Genomic DNA, 18,009 nt, shown 5'->3' with positions numbered 1-18,009 from the left:
ATCATGTCACCGAGACTCGGGAGGAAGGGGCCGGGGCCCCGCCTCTTCTTAGTTACCGCTGGAGTTCAGCGCTTCGGTCAGTGCGGCTTCCACCTCACTGGCGCTCACACGCAGCGGCTTGTCGGCATCACGGCGACGCTTGCGCTCGCTGTGGTAGGCCAGACCGGTACCGGCCGGGATCAGACGACCCACGACCACGTTCTCTTTCAGGCCGCGCAGGTAGTCGCGCTTGCCGGTTACCGCCGCTTCGGTCAGTACGCGGGTGGTTTCCTGGAAGGAAGCCGCGGAGATGAACGACTCGGTCGACAACGACGCCTTGGTGATACCCAGCAGGACTCGGGTGAACTTGGAGATGAACTTGTCTTCGCCAGCCAGACGCTCGTTCTCTACCAGCACCTGGGTCAGCTCCATCTGGTCGCCCTTGATGAAGCTGGAATCGCCCGACTCGCTGATCTCGACCTTGCGCAGCATCTGGCGCAGGATGGTCTCGATGTGCTTGTCGTTGATCTTCACGCCCTGCAGACGGTAAACGTCCTGGATCTCGTTGACGATGTATTTCGCCAGCGCGCTGACACCCAGCAGACGCAGGATGTCGTGCGGATCACTTGGACCGTCGGAGATGACTTCGCCGCGGTTTACCTGTTCGCCTTCGAAGACGTTCAGGTGGCGCCACTTCGGAATCAGCTCTTCGTACGGATCGCTGCCGTCGGTCGGCGTGATGACCAGGCGACGCTTGCCCTTGGTCTCTTTACCGAACGCGATGGTACCGCTGACTTCAGCCAGGATCGACGCTTCCTTCGGACGACGCGCTTCGAACAGGTCGGCAACGCGCGGCAGACCACCGGTGATGTCACGGGTCTTCGACGTTTCTTGCGGGATACGCGCGATAACGTCACCGACGCCGATCTGGGCACCGTCAGCCACACCGACGAGGGCGTTGGCTGGCAGGAAGTACTGAGCCGGTACGTCGGTACCAGGCAGGTACAGATCCTTGCCGTTGGCGTCGACCATCTTGATGGCCGGACGGATTTCCTTGCCAGCGGCAGGGCGATCCTTGACGTCCAGGACTTCAATGTTGGTCAGGCCGGTCAGTTCGTCGGTCTGGCGCTTGATCGTGATGTTTTCTTCCATGCCCACGAAGGTCACGGTACCTTTCAGCTCGGTAACGATCGGGTGGGTGTGCGGGTCCCACTTGGCGACGATGGCGCCAGCTTCGACCTTCTCACCTTCCTTGACCGAAATCACGGCACCGTAAGGCAGCTTGTAGCGCTCACGCTCACGACCGAACTCGTCGGCAATGGCCAGCTCGCCGGAACGCGATACCGCGACCAGGTTGCCATCGGCACGCTCGACCTGCTTCAGGTTGTGCAGACGTACCATACCGCCGTTCTTCACCTGGACGCTGTCGGCAGCCGAGGTACGGCTCGCAGCACCACCGATGTGGAAGGTACGCATGGTCAGCTGGGTACCCGGCTCACCGATCGACTGTGCAGCGATGACGCCGACAGCTTCACCGATGTTCACCTGGTGACCACGAGCCAGGTCACGACCGTAGCACTTGGCGCAGATGCCGTAGCGGGTTTCGCAGCTGATCGGCGAACGCACGATCACTTCGTCGATGCTGTTCAGCTCGATGAACTCGACCCACTTCTCGTCGACCAGGGTGCCAGCAGGAACGATGACGTCCTCGGTACCAGGCTTGAACACGTCGCGGGCGATGACACGACCCAGAACACGCTCACCCAGCGGCTCTACAACGTCGCCACCTTCGATGTGCGGCGTCATCAACAGGCCCTGGTCGGTGCCGCAGTCGATCTCGGTCACGACCAGATCCTGCGCCACGTCTACCAGACGGCGAGTCAGGTAACCGGAGTTCGCAGTCTTCAGTGCGGTATCCGCCAGACCTTTACGAGCACCGTGGGTCGAGATGAAGTACTGCAGTACGCTCAGACCTTCACGGAAGTTCGCAGTGATCGGCGTCTCGATGATCGAGCCGTCCGGCTTGGCCATCAGACCACGCATACCAGCCAGCTGACGAATCTGTGCAGCGGAACCCCGCGCACCGGAGTCAGCCATCATGTACATCGAGTTGAAGGACTCTTGCTCGACTTCCTTGCCCTCGCGGTCGATGACCTTCTCTTTCGAGAGGTTGGCCATCATCGCCTTGGACACTTCGTCGTTCGCCTTCGACCACAAGTCGATGACCTTGTTGTACTTCTCGCCCTGGGTAACCAGGCCGGAGGCGTACTGGCTCTCGATTTCCTTCACTTCATCGGTGGCAGTACCGATGATGCGGGCTTTTTCGTCCGGGATAACGAAGTCGTTAACACCGATCGAGACGCCGGAAATGGTCGAGTAAGCGAAACCGGTGTACATCAACTGGTCAGCGAAGATCACGGTCTCTTTCAGACCCACCACGCGGTAGCACTGGTTGATCAGCTTGGAGATCGCCTTCTTCTTCATGGGCTGGTTGACCACGTCGTACGGCAGACCTGCCGGAACGACCTGGAACAGCAGCGCACGGCCAACGGTGGTGTCGACGATACGGGTGTTCTTGGTGACGCTGCCATCACGGTCTTTCACGGTCTCGTTGATACGGACCTTGATTTTCGCGTGCAGGGCAGCCTCGCCGGCGCGGAATACGCGGTCGACTTCCTGCAGGTCGGCGAACACGCGACCTTCGCCCTTGGCGTTGATGGCTTCGCGGGTCATGTAGTACAGACCCAGTACAACGTCCTGCGAAGGAACGATGATCGGCTCACCGTTGGCTGGCGACAGGATGTTGTTGGTCGACATCATCAGCGCGCGCGCTTCGAGCTGGGCTTCCAGGGTCAGCGGCACGTGAACGGCCATCTGGTCACCGTCGAAGTCGGCGTTGTACGCAGCACAGACCAGCGGGTGCAGCTGGATCGCCTTGCCTTCGATCAGCACCGGCTCGAACGCCTGGATACCCAGACGGTGCAGCGTCGGTGCACGGTTCAGCAGGACGGGGTGTTCGCGGATGACTTCGGCGAGAACGTCCCAGACCTCTGGCAACTCGCGCTCGACCATCTTCTTGGCCGCCTTGATGGTGGTCGCCAGACCACGCATTTCCAGCTTGCCGAAAATGAACGGCTTGAACAGCTCGAGGGCCATCTTCTTCGGCAGACCGCACTGATGCAGACGCAGGGTCGGGCCTACGGTAATTACCGAACGACCGGAGTAGTCCACGCGCTTACCGAGCAAGTTCTGACGGAAGCGACCTTGCTTACCTTTGATCATGTCGGCCAGCGACTTCAGCGGACGCTTGTTCGAGCCAGTGATGGCGCGACCGCGACGGCCGTTGTCGAGCAGGGCATCGACTGCTTCCTGCAGCATGCGCTTTTCGTTGCGCACGATGATGTCCGGCGCCGACAGATCGAGCAGGCGCTTCAGACGGTTGTTACGGTTGATCACCCGACGATACAGGTCGTTCAGGTCGGAGGTCGCGAAGCGGCCACCATCCAGCGGAACCAGCGGACGCAGGTCCGGCGGCAGCACTGGCAGGACGGTCAGGACCATCCACTCAGGCAGGTTGCCCGAGCCCTGGAAAGCTTCCATCAGCTTCAGGCGCTTGGACAGCTTCTTGATCTTGGTTTCCGAGTTGGTTTGCGGAATCTCTTCACGCAGACGGCCAATCTCGTGCTCCAGGTCGATCGCGTGCAGCAGCTCGCGGACAGCCTCGGCACCCATGCGGGCGTCGAAGTCGTCACCGAACTCTTCCAGCGCTTCGAAGTACTGCTCGTCGTTCAGCAGCTGACCCTTCTCGAGGGTGGTCATGCCTGGATCGATCACCACGTAGCTCTCGAAGTAGAGCACGCGCTCGATGTCACGCAGGGTCATGTCCATCAGCAGGCCGATACGGGACGGCAGCGACTTCAGGAACCAGATGTGGGCGACCGGCGAGGCCAGTTCGATGTGCGCCATGCGCTCACGACGAACCTTGGCCAGGGCAACTTCAACGCCGCACTTCTCGCAGATGACACCGCGGTGCTTGAGGCGCTTGTACTTGCCGCACAGGCACTCGTAGTCCTTGACTGGGCCAAAGATCTTGGCGCAGAACAGACCGTCACGCTCAGGCTTGAACGTACGGTAGTTGATGGTTTCCGGCTTCTTAACTTCACCGAACGACCACGAACGGATCATTTCAGGCGACGCCAGACCGATGCGGATGGCGTCGAACTCTTCGACTTGACCCTGGTTTTTCAGCAAATTCAGTAGGTCTTTCAAGGCCTTTCCTCCTGGCGGAGCAGGAAGTGGGCTATACCAGCCCCACTCCCCTTCGCGTCACGTGTTATTCGGTTTCCAGATCGATATCGATACCGAGCGAACGGATCTCTTTGATCAACACGTTGAAGGACTCGGGCATGCCCGGCTCCATACGGTGATCGCCATCCACGATGTTCTTGTACATCTTGGTACGGCCGTTCACGTCGTCCGACTTCACTGTGAGCATTTCTTGCAGGGTGTATGCCGCGCCGTATGCTTCCAGCGCCCACACTTCCATCTCCCCGAAACGCTGACCACCGAACTGCGCCTTACCACCCAACGGCTGCTGGGTAACCAGGCTGTAGGAACCAGTGGAACGCGCGTGCATCTTGTCGTCCACCAAGTGGTTCAGCTTGAGCATGTACATGTAACCAACGGTCACAGGACGCTCGAACTTGTTGCCAGTACGGCCGTCGAACAGCACCATCTGGCCGCTCTCTGGCAGGTCGGCCAGCTTCAGCATGGCCTTGATCTCACGCTCCTTGGCACCGTCGAAGACAGGCGTCGCCATCGGCACACCTTTCTTGAGGTTGTTGGCCAGGGCGAAGATCTCTGCGTCGGAGAACTCGTCGAGGTTTTCCTGACGACCACCGATCTCGTTATAGATCTCGGTCAGGAAGGTACGCAGCTCGGCTGCCTTGCGCTGTTCTTCGATCATGCGGTCGATCTTCTCGCCCAGACCTTTGGCCGCCAGGCCCAGGTGGGTTTCGAGAATCTGACCGACGTTCATACGCGAAGGTACGCCCAGCGGGTTCAGTACGACGTCGACCGGAGTACCGTTGGCGTCGTGCGGCATGTCTTCTACCGGCATGATCACCGAGACGACACCCTTGTTACCGTGACGACCGGCCATCTTGTCACCCGGCTGGATGCGACGGCGGATTGCCAGGTAGACCTTGACGATCTTCAGTACGCCTGGAGCCAGGTCATCGCCCTGCTGCAGCTTGCGCTTCTTGTCTTCGAACTTGTCGTCCAGCAGACGGCGACGATCGACGATGTACTGCTGAGCCTTTTCCAGCTGCTCGTTCAGTGCATCTTCAGCCATGCGCAGTTTGAACCACTGGCCGTGCTCCAGACCGTTCAGTACGTCGTCAGTGATCACGGTGCCTTTCTTCAGGCCCGCACCACCGTCGACCACCTGGCCGTTCAGAGCCGAACGCAGACGCTCGAAGGTTGCGCCTTCGACGATGCGGAACTCTTCGTTGAGGTCCTTGCGGATCTCGTCCAGCTGCATCTTCTCGATGGCCAGGGCGCGGCTGTCGCGCTCGACGCCATCACGGGTGAAGACCTGTACGTCGATGACGGTGCCCTTGGTGCCGGTCGGCACGCGCAGGGAAGTGTCTTTGACGTCGCTGGCCTTCTCACCGAAGATCGCACGCAGCAGTTTCTCTTCCGGCGTCAGCTGGGTCTCGCCTTTCGGAGTGACCTTGCCGACCAGGATGTCACCAGCGCCGACTTCGGCACCTACGTAGACGATACCGGCTTCGTCCAGCTTGTTCAGCGCAGCCTCACCCACGTTCGGGATGTCCGCGGTGATTTCCTCTGGGCCAAGCTTGGTGTCACGCGCCACACAGGTCAGTTCCTGGATGTGGATCGTGGTGAAGCGGTCTTCCTGAACCACACGCTCGGACAGACAGATGGAGTCTTCGAAGTTGAAGCCGTTCCACGCCATGAACGCGATGCGCATGTTCTGGCCCAGCGCCAGTTCACCCATATCGGTGGACGGACCGTCAGCCATGATGTCGCCACGCGCAACCACATCACCCTTGCTCACCAGCGGGCGCTGGTTGATGCAGGTGTTCTGGTTCGAACGGGTGTACTTGGTCAGGTTGTAGATATCCACACCTGCTTCACCGGTCTCGACTTCGTCGTCAGCTACACGCACGACGATACGGCTGGCGTCGACCGAGTCGATCACACCACCACGGCGAGCCACGACGCAGACGCCGGAGTCACGGGCGACGTTGCGCTCCATGCCGGTACCTACCAGCGGCTTGTCGGCACGCAGGGTCGGTACAGCCTGACGCTGCATGTTCGAACCCATCAACGCACGGTTGGCGTCGTCGTGCTCGAGGAACGGAATCAGCGAGGCAGCAACGGAAACAACCTGCTTCGGCGAAACGTCCATCAGGGTGACGTCTTCCGGCGCCTTGACGGTGAATTCGTTCAGGTGACGGACCGCTACCAGCTCGTCGATCAGGTGCTTCTGCTCGTTCATCGCAGCCGAAGCCTGGGCGATGACGTGATCAGCTTCTTCGATCGCCGACAGGAACACGATGTCGTCGGTGACCACACCCTCTTTCACCACACGGTACGGGCTTTCCAGGAAGCCGTACTGGTTGGTGCGGGCGTAGGCCGCCAGGGAGTTGATCAGACCGATGTTCGGACCTTCCGGCGTTTCGATCGGGCACACGCGGCCGTAGTGGGTCGGGTGTACGTCACGGACTTCGAAGCCGGCGCGCTCACGGGTCAGACCGCCAGGGCCGAGTGCGGAGACACGACGCTTGTGGGTGATCTCGGAGAGCGGGTTGTTCTGGTCCATGAACTGCGAGAGCTGGCTGGAACCGAAGAACTCCTTCACCGCCGCCGCAACCGGCTTGGCGTTGATCAGGTCCTGCGGCATCAGGCCTTCGCTTTCGGCCATCGACAGACGCTCTTTGACCGCACGCTCGACGCGCACCAGGCCAACGCGGAACTGGTTCTCGGCCATCTCGCCGACACAACGCACGCGACGGTTACCCAGGTGGTCGATGTCGTCGACGATGCCCTTGCCGTTACGGATGTCGACCAGGGTCTTCAGTACATCGACGATGTCTTCCTTGCTCAGCACGCCCGAACCTTCGATCTCGGTGCGACCGATACGACGGTTGAACTTCATGCGGCCTACGGCGGACAGGTCGTAACGCTCGGCGCTGAAGAACAGGTTGTTGAACAGGGTCTCGGCGGCGTCCTTGGTTGGTGGCTCGCCTGGACGCATCATGCGATAGATTTCGACCAACGCTTCCAGCTGGTTGCTGGTGGTATCGATCTTCAGCGTGTCGGCGATGAACGGACCGCAATCGATGTCGTTGGTGTACAGGGTCTCGATGCGGACGACCTGGGCCTTGGCGATCTTGACCAGCAGATCGGTGGTCAGCTCGGTGTTGCACTCGGCCAGGATTTCACCAGTTGCCGGGTGCACGATGGCCTTGGCAGTGGTACGGCCAATCATGTACTCGAGCGGAACGTCCAGCTGCTTGACGCCAGCTTTCTCGATCTGGTTGATGTGGCGCGCAGTGATACGGCGGCCTTGCTCGACGATGACCTTGCCGGTGTCGTCGGTGATATCCATTACCGCAACTTCACCGCGCAGGCGCTGGGCAACCAGCTCCAGGCTCAGCTTCTCACCGGAAACGTGGAACACGTTGGTGGTATAGAAGGTGTCCAGGATCTCTTCGGTGCTGTAGCCCAGGGCGCGCAGCAGTACGGAGGCCGGCAGCTTGCGGCGACGGTCGATACGGACGAACACGCAGTCCTTCGGATCGAACTCGAAGTCGAGCCAGGAGCCGCGGTAAGGAATGATGCGAGCGGAGTACAGCAGCTTGCCGGAGCTGTGAGTCTTGCCACGGTCGTGGTCGAAGAACACACCAGGCGAACGGTGCAGCTGGGAAACGATCACACGCTCGGTACCGTTGATAACGAAGGTACCGTTCTCAGTCATCAGGGGAATTTCACCCATGTAGACTTCTTGCTCTTTGATGTCCTTGATCGCTTTGTTCGACGATTCCTTGTCGAAGATGATCAGGCGCACCTTGACCCGCAGTGGGACCGCGAAGGTCACGCCACGCAGGACACATTCCTTCACATCGAAGGCAGGCTCGCCCAGGCGATAGCCTACGTACTCCAGGGCAGCATTGCCGGAGTAGCTGATGATCGGGAATACCGATTTGAAGGCCGCATGCAGACCGACGTCGCGGAACTGATCCTTGGATGCTCCCGCCTGCAGGAATTCGCGATACGAATCCAGCTGGATGGCCAGGAGATACGGCACATCCATGACGTCCGGCAACTTGCTAAAGTCCTTGCGGATACGTTTTTTCTCAGTGTATGAGTAAGCCATCAGCGTTCCCCAGCTTGGTCACCTGCTTGTTTGGCTTCTCCCGGCGGGAGCAGCCAGAAAATCGTGCAAACCCCTTGGTTTGCGCCACCCACATGGGTGTCTTGCAGCTCATTATCGGGGCCGACATGATCGGCCACCAATAACGGAAAAAGGCCGGTGGCACAGGCCACCAGCCATCAGCCCTACGCTTGACGCTCAGGCTGCAGTCGCAAAGTCGAAATTACTTCAGCTCGACTTTAGCGCCAGCTTCTTCCAGCTTCTTCTTAGCGTCTTCAGCGGCTTCTTTCGAAACGCCTTCAGCTACAACCTGAGGAGCGCCATCGACTTTCTCTTTGGCTTCTTTCAGGCCCAGACCGGTCAGTTCGCGAACGGCTTTGATGACGTTCACTTTCTTGTCGCCGGCTTCAACCAGGACAACGTTGAACTCGGTCTGCTCTTCAACAACGGCGGCGGCAGCAGCTGGGCCAGCGGCAACAGCGGCAGCAGCGGTAACGCCGAAGGTTTCTTCCATTGCTTTGATCAGTTCAACAATTTCCAGAACGGTTTTCTGGCCGATTGCTTCGATGATTTGCTCGTTAGTCAGAGACATGACTATGAATTCCTGTATTGGGGGACAGCCTTACACGGCCATCAAATTAAACGTTTGATTTCGAGAGAAGCTACGCCGCCTTAGGCAGCAGCGGCTTCTTTCTGGTCGCGCAGAGCTGCCAGGGTACGAGCCAGCTTGCTGGTTGCACCTTGGATTACGCTCATCAGCTGTGCGATAGCCTCGTCGCGAGTTGGCAGGGTTGCCAGCACGTCGATCTGGTTAGCGGCAAGGAACTTGCCGTCGAACGCAGCTGCCTTGATCTCGAACTTGTCCTGACCCTTGGCGAATTCCTTGAACAGACGAGCAGCAGCGCCCGGGTGTTCGTTGGAGAACGCAATCAGGGTAGGGCCGGTGAAGGCGTCGTTGAGGACACTGAATTCAGTGTCAGCAACAGCGCGCTTGAGCAGGGTGTTACGTACGACACGCACGTATACGCCAGCTTCACGAGCCTCTTTACGGAGTCCGGTCATTGCGCCTACAGTCACACCACGGGCATCGGCCACGACAGCGGACAGAGCGACTTTGGCAGCCTCGTTGACTTCAGCGACGATGGCCTTCTTGTCTTCGAGTTTAATTGCCACGGGTTTACTCCTGGTTTCTACCGTTTCATCTGGCCGAGGCCGGATGTCGTTTTGGTGTCTGATTCGCGAGCGAATCGGGAGCACCATCTGCGTAGGCTTGTGTTTTAAGACTTGCGTCGCCTACGGTCTTGGATAGCCCCCGCCAGGCAGGGACCCCAATCTTGTTGCAGTCGGCGCGCTCGAGAGACCGCGCCGACTTTGCACTACACGTTCAGCGAGCTCTGATCGATGATCAGACCTGGGCCCATGGTGGTGCTCAGGGTAACGCGCTTGACGTAGATACCTTTCGAGGAAGCCGGCTTGATACGCTTCAGATCAGCGATCAGGGCTTCAACGTTTTCCTTCAGCTTGTCGGCTTCGAAGCCGATCTTGCCAACGGAGGTGTGGATGATACCGTTCTTGTCGGTACGGTAGCGAACCTGACCAGCCTTGGCGTTTTTCACGGCAGTGGCTACGTCTGGGGTCACGGTACCGACTTTCGGGTTAGGCATCAGGCCACGAGGACCCAGAACCTGACCCAGCTGACCGACAACGCGCATGGCATCCGGGGATGCGATGACGACGTCATAGTTCAGGTCGCCGCCTTTCATTTCGGCAGCCAGATCGTCCATACCTACGCGGTCAGCGCCGGCAGCCAGAGCGGCCTCGGCAGCTGGACCCTGGGTGAAGACAGCAACGCGTACGGTCTTGCCAGTGCCGTGCGGCAGCACAGTAGCGCTACGAACGACCTGGTCGGATTTACGCGGGTCAACACCGAGGTTTACGGCGATGTCGTACGACTCGACGAATTTGGCAGCCGGCAGCGAAGCCAGCAGGGTAGCGGCCTCTTCGAAGTTATAGGCCTTGCCTGCTTCGATTTTCTCGGCGATTGCCTTTTGACGCTTGGTCAGCTTAGCCATTACACACCCTCCACGTTCAGGCCCATGCTGCGGGCAGAGCCAGCGATGGTGCGTACAGCTGCATCCAGGTCAGCGGCGGTCAGATCAGCCTGTTTTGCCTTGGCGATATCTTCCAGCTGAGCGCGGGTGACGGTACCGACCTTGACGGTGTTCGGACGGGCCGAACCACTGGTCAGGCCAGCAGCTTTCTTCAGCAGAACCGAGGCAGGGGTGCTCTTGGTTTCGAAGGTGAAGCTACGGTCACTGTAAACAGTGATGATCACAGGAGTCGGCAGGCCGGCTTCTTGACCCTGAGTACGGGCGTTGAAGGCCTTGCAGAATTCCATGATGTTCACACCGTGTTGACCCAGTGCTGGACCAACGGGTGGGCTTGGGTTGGCCTGGCCGGCCTTTACTTGCAGCTTGATGTAAGCCTGAATCTTCTTAGCCATGAGCTACTCCAAAATCGGGTTCGAACGCCTGGTGGCTCCCCGGATGACTTGCGTTTTATCCCAGTGACGACAAAACCCCGCAGCACATAGGGCTGCGGGGTATGGGATGCGTCGCTCAGTTAGACCTTCTCGACCTGACTGAACTCAAGCTCTACCGGAGTAGAGCGACCGAAAATGAGCACTGCGACCTGCAGACGGCTCTTCTCGTAGTTAACCTCTTCGACGCTACCGTTGAAGTCGGCGAATGGACCGTCAATGACGCGAACCACTTCACCCGGCTCGAACAGCGTCTTCGGCTTCGGCTTGTCACTGCCGTCGGCAACGCGACGCAGAATAGCTTCTGCCTCTTTATCGGTGATCGGCGCGGGCTTGTCCGCGGTACCACCAATGAAACCCATGACGCGAGGGGTATCCTTGACCAAGTGCCAAGTCCCTTCGTTCATTTCCATCTGCACCAGGACATAGCCCGGGAAGAATTTACGCTCACTCTTGCGCTTCTGGCCGTTGCGCATTTCGACGACTTCTTCGGTCGGAACGAGAATCTCGCCAAACCCGTCTTCCATGCCTGCCAGCTTTACGCGCTCGATGAGGGAGCGCATGACATGCTTCTCGTAACCCGAGTAAGCATGCACAACATACCAACGCTTAGCCACGAGACACCCTTAGCCAACAATCAAGGAAACCAACCAACCGAGCAGGGAATCCAGACCCCACAACAGCAGCGCCATCACGAGGACCACAGCCACCACGATCAACGTAGTCTGGGTAGTCTCCTGGCGGGTTGGCCACACGACTTTACGGATCTCGGTACGAGCTTCCTTCGCCAGCGTAAAGAACGACTTACCCTTCGCAGTCTGCAGAGCAACAAAGCCTGCGACAGCTGCCAGGGCGAGCAGCGCGAGAACGCGATACAGGATAGGAGCGGCGGAGTAATACTGATTACCCACGACACCTACGACAACCAATGCAACTACAGCCAGCCACTTGAACAGATCAAAACGCGATTCTTGGGCTTCAGTTTTGGGAGTCATCGGGGAGGATCCTGTAAGAAGAAAGCCAATCACACCGAGGTGAATGGCAGGTCAGGAGGGAATCGAACCCCCAACCTACGGTTTTGGAGACCGTCGCTCTGCCAATTGAGCTACTGACCTGTAACGCTGTATCAGGCCGGCCATTATGCCGGCCTGATTTAGATAAATCAACTACTTATTCAATAATCTTCGCTACGACGCCGGCGCCGACGGTACGACCGCCTTCACGGATGGCGAAGCGCAGACCGTCTTCCATTGCGATGGTCTTGATCAGGGTGACAGTCATCTGAATGTTGTCACCTGGCATTACCATTTCAACGCCTTCCGGCAGTTCGCAGTTACCGGTCACGTCAGTGGTACGGAAGTAGAACTGAGGACGGTAGCCTTTGAAGAACGGAGTGTGACGACCGCCTTCTTCCTTCGACAGAACGTAGACTTCTGCGGTGAACTTGGTGTGCGGCTTGACCGAACCTGGCTTGACCAGAACCTGGCCACGCTCAACGTCGTCACGCTTGGTACCACGCAGCAGAACGCCGCAGTTCTCGCCAGCACGACCTTCGTCCAGCAGCTTGCGGAACATCTCAACACCGGTGCAGGTAGTGGTGGTGGTGTCACGCAGACCAACGATTTCCAGCGGATCCTGAACGCGAACGATGCCACGCTCGATACGGCCGGTAACAACGGTACCACGACCCGAGATCGAGAATACGTCTTCGATCGGCATCAGGAACGGCTGGTCGACGGCACGAACTGGCTCAGGGATGTAGGCATCCAGAGTTTCTACCAGCTTCTTGACAGCGGTAGTACCCATTTCGTTGTCGTCTTTGCCTTCCAGCGCCATACGAGCCGAACCGATGATGATCGGAGTGTCGTCGCCTGGGAAGTCGTAGGTGGACAGCAGGTCGCGAACTTCCATCTCGACCAGTTCCAGCAGCTCAGCGTCGTCTACCAGGTCAGCCTTGTTCAGGAAGACCACGATGTACGGAACGCCTACCTGACGGGACAGCAGGATGTGCTCACGGGTTTGTGGCATCGGACCATCGGCAGCCGAGCAAACCAGGATCGCGCCGTCCATCTGGGCAGCACCGGTGATCATGTTCTTCACGTAGTCAGCGTGACCTGGGCAGTCAACGTGAGCGTAGTGACGAATGTTCGAGTTGTACTCGACGTGAGCGGTGTTGATGGTGATACCGCGCGCTTTTTCTTCCGGAGCCGAGTCGATCTTGTCGAACTCAACGACTGCCGAACCGAAAACTTCGGAGCAGACGCGAGTCAGAGCTGCGGTCAGAGTGGTCTTACCGTGGTCAACGTGGCCGATAGTGCCGACGTTAACGTGGGGAAGGGAACGATCAAACTTTTCCTTAGCCATCGATACAGTCCTCCGCAGAAGAAATAGTCACTACGCTGATAAAACAAAGGCAGATATTTTCATATCTGCCTTGTTTATATGGAGCTCTTGAGCGGACTTGAACCGCTGACCTCACCCTTACCAAGGGTGTGCTCTACCAACTGAGCTACAAGAGCGAAACTCTTTGTGCCAAAACAGCAAACTTGGAGCGGGTAGCGGGAATCGAACCCGCATCATCAGCTTGGAAGGCTGAGGTTCTACCACTAAACTATACCCGCGGAGCTTGCAGCTCTCGCTAAAACTGGTGGAGGGAGAAGGATTCGAACCTTCGAAGCTCTCGCAACGGATTTACAGTCCGTCCCCTTTGGCCGCTCGGGAATCCCTCCAGACGTGGCGGGCATTCTATTTACCTGCCGGCCTGTAGTCAAGCATTTTTTTCAATTAAATCTGAAAGTTAGCTGCTTTGACTACGCTTCCGGTACTACCACCTGAGCGGTGTTCCCTGCGAAGCGGGCGCCATTCTATCAAGCTATTCGCCAGTTGCAATACCCTGGCAGAAAATAATTTTATGTTTTAAGTCTTTGAAATCACTGGAAAGACTGGCAATGACCGCCTCATCCAGCAAACGCTCGCTATCAGGGCTGACCTTGAGCCAGAAGCCGTCCGCGCCAGCCAACTGCCCCTGCACGGGCTGAGCGGCGATATCCAGGCTCAGCAACCGCTGGCGCAAGGCCACGAGTTCATCCTGCCCGGTAAATCCCCCCACCACCAGGCACTCATCCCTGCGCCTGGCGGGAGCCGCCGCTCCCGTCTCCCGAAGCAGGCGGATCTCCTGCTGACTTCCCTTGTAGAGGGAAAGGGGTGCAACTTCCTTGACCCGTACCGGCGCCTCCTGCTGGTGCCACACGTAATAGACGGCATTTAGCACTACCAACAGCAGAAACAACCAACGCATAGGCACCTCAACTCAAGGGGCAGGCCATCGCCAGGCCAACAAAGACCAGGTCCGGTACAACCCGCGCGCCAGGTGCAGACACCTGGACCAGGGGCGCATCGCCTCCCGTGAGGAAGACGCTGAACTCATTACCCCACAGCGCGCGCGCCTGATCGATCTGCGTACGGGCGAACCCCTGCAGCATCAGCACGCACCCACGTTCGACTGCCTCGACCGTGGAACGCCCGGGCTCAAGACTGCTCAATGCTCGCTCGGCCGAGGCATCGTCATAACGAATACGGCGGGTATGGGTCCGCAGCTGGCTACGCATCAGAGGCATCCCCGGACAGATATATCCACCCAGGTGCTGACCATCCGCCGCCACGAAGTCCGCCTTGGCGGCTGTGCCAAAATCCATCACCAGGCAAGCCCCTTTGGCCAGGTGGAATGCACCGAGGGCGGCCAGCCAGCGATCCATGCCCAGGCGCTCATGATCTTCATAGCCATTGCGTACTCCCGCCATTTCAATGACAGGACGCGCAACCTGCACGTCAACAGCGAAGGCTTGCCTGATCGCCCCGCACAGCGCATCGGTTTCTTCCTCGCTGCGCACGCTGACCATCCGTGCACCCGCCAGGCGCGCGGCAGCCAGCCCTCCGACAGCGGCCAGCAGCGCCTGATCCGAATCGACGATACCGCCACCCACAATGGTGGCATCCGCGGCATGAATCACACGCCACTTGATAAAGCTATTACCGCAATCGAGCTCAAGAATCATCGCGCAACCTCAACCCGAGCTCTCCACCACTGAAGCTCTTCTCCACACCCTCAACATCCATGCGTAGACCGCCCTGCCCGTCCACACCCAGCACAATGCCATCGACCGTCTGATTGCCGGCGATCAGCGAGACCTTGCGCCCCTGCCACAGATGCGCCTGCTCCCATTCCTCCTGGAAAGCAGCGAAACCATAGCGACGATGGCGTGAAAGCTCATGCTGCAATTGCTGGTTCAACTGCGCAACCAGACGATTGCGATCAATGAGATCGCCAGTCTCCCGACGCATCGATGTCCATTGCTGGTCGACCTGATCATTGCTCTGCATGTTCACATTGATGCCGACACCTAGCACGACGTGACAGACATCCGCGGGGTCGCCAACCAGCTCCAGAAGAATGCCGACAATCTTCTTGTTAGCTACAAGAACGTCATTGGGCCATTTCAGCCCCGCTCCCTTTACACCGAACGTATGCAGCGTGCGCATTACCGCGAGGCCAACGACCAGACTCAGCCCCTCGAGCTGGCGCATGCCACCCTCTACCCGGAGCACCAGGCTGTAATAGAGATTCTCAGCGAACGGGCTGACCCAGTGTCGGCCGCGCCGACCACGACCAGCACTCTGGCGCTCGGCGAGCACCAGGAAGGGAGCTGCTTGCCCCTTCCCAATCAGACGCAGGGCCTCGGCATTGGTCGAATCTATCGAGTCATGGACAAGAACAGGCCATTGCTCACCCTGCGTGAATGTAGCAATCGCCGACGCCTCGAGCAGGCTCAATGGCGTAGCGAGCTGGTATCCACGACCACGCACCTTGTGAATGGTGAGGTTCAGCTCGCTTTCGAGGTGCTGCAGCTGCTTCCACACAGCACTGCGGCTTACCCCCATGGCTTCCCCCAGGGCCTGGCCAGAATGAAATCGGCCATCCTTGAGGAGATTCAACAACTTCAGCATGCCAGTCTCGACTTGGAATAAGGCTGGCATGATAGCCACGGGCTGCTGGATTGCATAGGAAAAGGGCAGGGATATCCCCGCGAGAAAGGGAGGGCGCCGATGTGTCCCGTGGCGTGCGCGGTGTCGGCGCGGGGGAGCGATGAGATCTGGCGAACGCCAGAAAGACAAAACCCCTACCTGCTCGCGCAGATAGGGGTTTTGCGAAATGAATCTTGACGATGACCTACTCTCACATGGGGAAACCCCACACTACCATCGGCGATGCATCGTTTCACTGCTGAGTTCGGGATGGGATCAGGTGGTTCCAATGCTCTATGGTCGTCAAGAAATTCGGTTGCCAGTGCGTCTTTGCAGACACGCCAGCCAATTCGGATATGTGATCTTTGTGGGTCGCTTCGAACTTTCGGTTCGTTTCGTCTTCACCACCACAATCTGCAAGGCAAATTGCTTGGGTGTTATATGGTCAAGCCTCACGGGCAATTAGTATTGGTTAGCTCAACGCCTCACAGCGCTTACACACCCAACCTATCAACGTCGTAGTCTTCGACGGCCCTTCAGGGGATTCAAGATCCCAGTGAGATCTCATCTTGAGGCAAGTTTCCCGCTTAGATGCTTTCAGCGGTTATCTCTTCCGAACATAGCTACCCGGCAATGCCACTGGCGTGACAACCGGAACACCAGAGGTTCGTCCACTCCGGTCCTCTCGTACTAGGAGCAGCCCCTCTCAAATCTCAAACGTCCACGGCAGATAGGGACCGAACTGTCTCACGACGTTCTAAACCCAGCTCGCGTACCACTTTAAATGGCGAACAGCCATACCCTTGGGACCGGCTTCAGCCCCAGGATGTGATGAGCCGACATCGAGGTGCCAAACACCGCCGTCGATATGAACTCTTGGGCGGTATCAGCCTGTTATCCCCGGAGTACCTTTTATCCGTTGAGCGATGGCCCTTCCATACAGAACCACCGGATCACTAAGACCTACTTTCGTACCTGCTCGACGTGTGTGTCTCGCAGTCAAGCGCGCTTTTGCCTTTATACTCTACGACCGATTTCCGACCGGTCTGAGCGCACCTTCGTACTCCTCCGTTACTCTTTGGGAGGAGACCGCCCCAGTCAAACTACCCACCATACACTGTCCTCGATCCGGATCACGGACCTGAGTTAGAACCTCAAGGTTGCCAGGGTGGTATTTCAAGGATGGCTCCATGAGAACTGGCGTCCCCACTTCAAAGCCTCCCACCTATCCTACACAAGCAAGCTCAAAGTCCAGTGCAAAGCTATAGTAAAGGTTCACGGGGTCTTTCCGTCTAGCCGCGGATACACTGCATCTTCACAGCGATTTCAATTTCACTGAGTCTCGGGTGGAGACAGCGCCGCCATCGTTACGCCATTCGTGCAGGTCGGAACTTACCCGACAAGGAATTTCGCTACCTTAGGACCGTTATAGTTACGGCCGCCGTTTACCGGGGCTTCGATCAAGAGCTTCGCTTGCGCTAACCCCATCAATTAACCTTCCGGCACCGGGCAGGCGTCACACCCTATACGTCCACTTTCGTGTTTGCAGAGTGCTGTGTTTTTAATAAACAGTCGCAGCGGCCTGGTATCTTCGACCGGCATGGGCTTACGGAGCAAGTCCTTCACCCTCGCCGGCGCACCTTCTCCCGAAGTTACGGTGCCATTTTGCCTAGTTCCTTCACCCGAGTTCTCTCAAGCGCCTTGGTATTCTCTACCTAACCACCTGTGTCGGTTTGGGGTACGGTTCCCAGTTATCTGAAGCTTAGGAGCTTTTCTTGGAAGCATGGTATCAACCACTTCGCACTCTAAAGAGCGCTCGTCATCAGCTCTCGGCCTTGAAATCCCGGATTTGCCTAAGATTTCAGCCTACCACCTTAAACCTGGACAACCAACGCCAGGCTGGCCTAACCTTCTCCGTCCCTCCATCGCAATAACTGGAAGTACAGGAATATTAACCTGTTTTCCATCGACTACGCTTTTCAGCCTCGCCTTAGGGACCGACTAACCCTGCGTCGATTAACGTTGCGCAGGAAACCTTGGTCTTTCGGCGTGCGAGTTTTTCACT

12 protein-coding genes, 4 tRNA genes and 2 rRNA genes (1 of these 18 running past the window's edge) are annotated in these 18,009 nt (G+C 58.1%); all 18 read right to left on the bottom strand.

Features of this window, described 5'->3' with window-relative positions; translation table 11 throughout:
• Positions 1-48: 48 nt before the first annotated feature.
• Positions 49-4,248, bottom strand: a complete 4,200-nt coding sequence (rpoC, locus tag ACTYOL_RS02440) for a DNA-directed RNA polymerase subunit beta' (RefSeq protein WP_054893560.1) — start codon at positions 4,246-4,248, stop codon at positions 49-51.
• 64 nt (positions 4,249-4,312) lie between these two features.
• Complete coding sequence (gene rpoB / locus ACTYOL_RS02435) at positions 4,313-8,386, bottom strand: DNA-directed RNA polymerase subunit beta (protein WP_151926555.1); 4,074 nt, start codon at positions 8,384-8,386, stop codon at positions 4,313-4,315.
• A gap of 220 nt (positions 8,387-8,606) precedes the next feature.
• A complete protein-coding gene (rplL, locus tag ACTYOL_RS02430; RefSeq protein ID WP_054893558.1) occupies positions 8,607-8,975 on the bottom strand; it encodes a 50S ribosomal protein L7/L12 in 369 nt (122 codons plus the stop codon).
• 80 nt (positions 8,976-9,055) lie between these two features.
• Positions 9,056-9,556 carry a 50S ribosomal protein L10 gene (rplJ, locus tag ACTYOL_RS02425; protein ID WP_029614620.1) on the bottom strand — a complete coding sequence of 167 codons (501 nt, stop codon included), beginning with the start codon at positions 9,554-9,556 and terminating at the stop codon, positions 9,056-9,058.
• Positions 9,557-9,759: 203 nt separating this feature from the next.
• Entirely contained in the window at positions 9,760-10,455 is a 696-nt protein-coding gene (gene rplA, locus ACTYOL_RS02420; protein ID WP_054893557.1) for a 50S ribosomal protein L1, read from the bottom strand.
• Positions 10,455-10,886 carry a 50S ribosomal protein L11 gene (rplK, locus tag ACTYOL_RS02415; protein ID WP_003255500.1) on the bottom strand — a complete coding sequence of 144 codons (432 nt, stop codon included), beginning with the start codon at positions 10,884-10,886 and terminating at the stop codon, positions 10,455-10,457. Before rplK ends, rplA begins: the two co-directional genes overlap by 1 nt.
• Before the next feature lie 119 nt (positions 10,887-11,005).
• Positions 11,006-11,539 (bottom strand): transcription termination/antitermination protein NusG, encoded by a 534-nt coding sequence (gene nusG, locus ACTYOL_RS02410; RefSeq protein ID WP_003255501.1) that lies wholly within the window; start codon positions 11,537-11,539, stop codon positions 11,006-11,008.
• Between the two features lie 9 nt (positions 11,540-11,548).
• The gene (gene secE, locus ACTYOL_RS02405; protein ID WP_063542475.1) at positions 11,549-11,917 is read right to left on the bottom strand and encodes a preprotein translocase subunit SecE; all 369 of its coding nucleotides are present in this window, start codon (positions 11,915-11,917) and stop codon (positions 11,549-11,551) included.
• 44 nt (positions 11,918-11,961) lie between these two features.
• Positions 11,962-12,037: transfer RNA gene (locus tag ACTYOL_RS02400), tRNA-Trp, on the bottom strand.
• Positions 12,038-12,092: 55 nt separating this feature from the next.
• Positions 12,093-13,286 carry an elongation factor Tu gene (gene tuf, locus ACTYOL_RS02395; protein ID WP_013970626.1) on the bottom strand — a complete coding sequence of 398 codons (1,194 nt, stop codon included), beginning with the start codon at positions 13,284-13,286 and terminating at the stop codon, positions 12,093-12,095.
• A gap of 79 nt (positions 13,287-13,365) precedes the next feature.
• Positions 13,366-13,441: transfer RNA gene (locus ACTYOL_RS02390), tRNA-Thr, on the bottom strand.
• Positions 13,442-13,469: 28 nt separating this feature from the next.
• Positions 13,470-13,543, bottom strand: a tRNA-Gly gene (locus ACTYOL_RS02385).
• Between the two features lie 24 nt (positions 13,544-13,567).
• A tRNA-Tyr gene (locus ACTYOL_RS02380) sits at positions 13,568-13,651 on the bottom strand.
• A 143-nt stretch (positions 13,652-13,794) separates the two neighbouring features.
• On the bottom strand, positions 13,795-14,220 hold the full coding sequence (locus ACTYOL_RS02375) for a hypothetical protein (protein WP_063542473.1): 426 nt from the start codon (positions 14,218-14,220) through the stop codon (positions 13,795-13,797).
• Positions 14,221-14,227: 7 nt separating this feature from the next.
• On the bottom strand, positions 14,228-14,977 hold the full coding sequence (locus ACTYOL_RS02370; RefSeq protein ID WP_197893508.1) for a pantothenate kinase: 750 nt from the start codon (positions 14,975-14,977) through the stop codon (positions 14,228-14,230).
• Positions 14,967-15,926 (bottom strand): bifunctional biotin--[acetyl-CoA-carboxylase] ligase/biotin operon repressor BirA, encoded by a 960-nt coding sequence (gene birA / locus ACTYOL_RS02365; protein ID WP_444757491.1) that lies wholly within the window; start codon positions 15,924-15,926, stop codon positions 14,967-14,969. Before birA ends, ACTYOL_RS02370 begins: the two co-directional genes overlap by 11 nt.
• A 210-nt stretch (positions 15,927-16,136) precedes the next feature.
• Positions 16,137-16,252: ribosomal RNA gene (gene rrf / locus ACTYOL_RS02360) — 5S ribosomal RNA — on the bottom strand.
• Between the two features lie 133 nt (positions 16,253-16,385).
• Positions 16,386-18,009: ribosomal RNA gene (locus tag ACTYOL_RS02355) — 23S ribosomal RNA — on the bottom strand (it continues 1,269 nt past the right edge of the window).

The sequence above is a fragment of the Pseudomonas sp. A014 genome, from assembly GCF_052378495.1.
GTDB classification, from domain to species: domain Bacteria; phylum Pseudomonadota; class Gammaproteobacteria; order Pseudomonadales; family Pseudomonadaceae; genus Aquipseudomonas; species Aquipseudomonas machongensis.
Note: the sequence above shows the minus strand (reverse complement) of the source record. Positions and strands in the feature narration are given on the sequence as shown.

What these genes read in the sequence shown, in the direction of transcription:
- rplK (WP_003255500.1), bottom strand. Translation starts at nt 10,886, where the DNA reads ATGGCTAAGAAGATTCAGGCTTACATCAAGCTGCAAGTAAAGGCCGGC.
- rpoB (WP_151926555.1), bottom strand. Translation starts at nt 8,386, where the DNA reads ATGGCTTACTCATACACTGAGAAAAAACGTATCCGCAAGGACTTTAGC.
- secE (WP_063542475.1), bottom strand. Translation starts at nt 11,917, where the DNA reads ATGACTCCCAAAACTGAAGCCCAAGAATCGCGTTTTGATCTGTTCAAG.
- tuf (WP_013970626.1), bottom strand. Translation starts at nt 13,286, where the DNA reads ATGGCTAAGGAAAAGTTTGATCGTTCCCTTCCCCACGTTAACGTCGGC.
- rplL (WP_054893558.1), bottom strand. Translation starts at nt 8,975, where the DNA reads ATGTCTCTGACTAACGAGCAAATCATCGAAGCAATCGGCCAGAAAACC.
- rplA (WP_054893557.1), bottom strand. Translation starts at nt 10,455, where the DNA reads ATGGCTAAGCTGACCAAGCGTCAAAAGGCAATCGCCGAGAAAATCGAA.
- ACTYOL_RS02370 (WP_197893508.1), bottom strand. Translation starts at nt 14,977, where the DNA reads ATGATTCTTGAGCTCGATTGCGGTAATAGCTTTATCAAGTGGCGTGTG.
- birA (WP_444757491.1), bottom strand. Translation starts at nt 15,926, where the DNA reads ATGCTGAAGTTGTTGAATCTCCTCAAGGATGGCCGATTTCATTCTGGC.
- ACTYOL_RS02375 (WP_063542473.1), bottom strand. Translation starts at nt 14,220, where the DNA reads ATGCGTTGGTTGTTTCTGCTGTTGGTAGTGCTAAATGCCGTCTATTAC.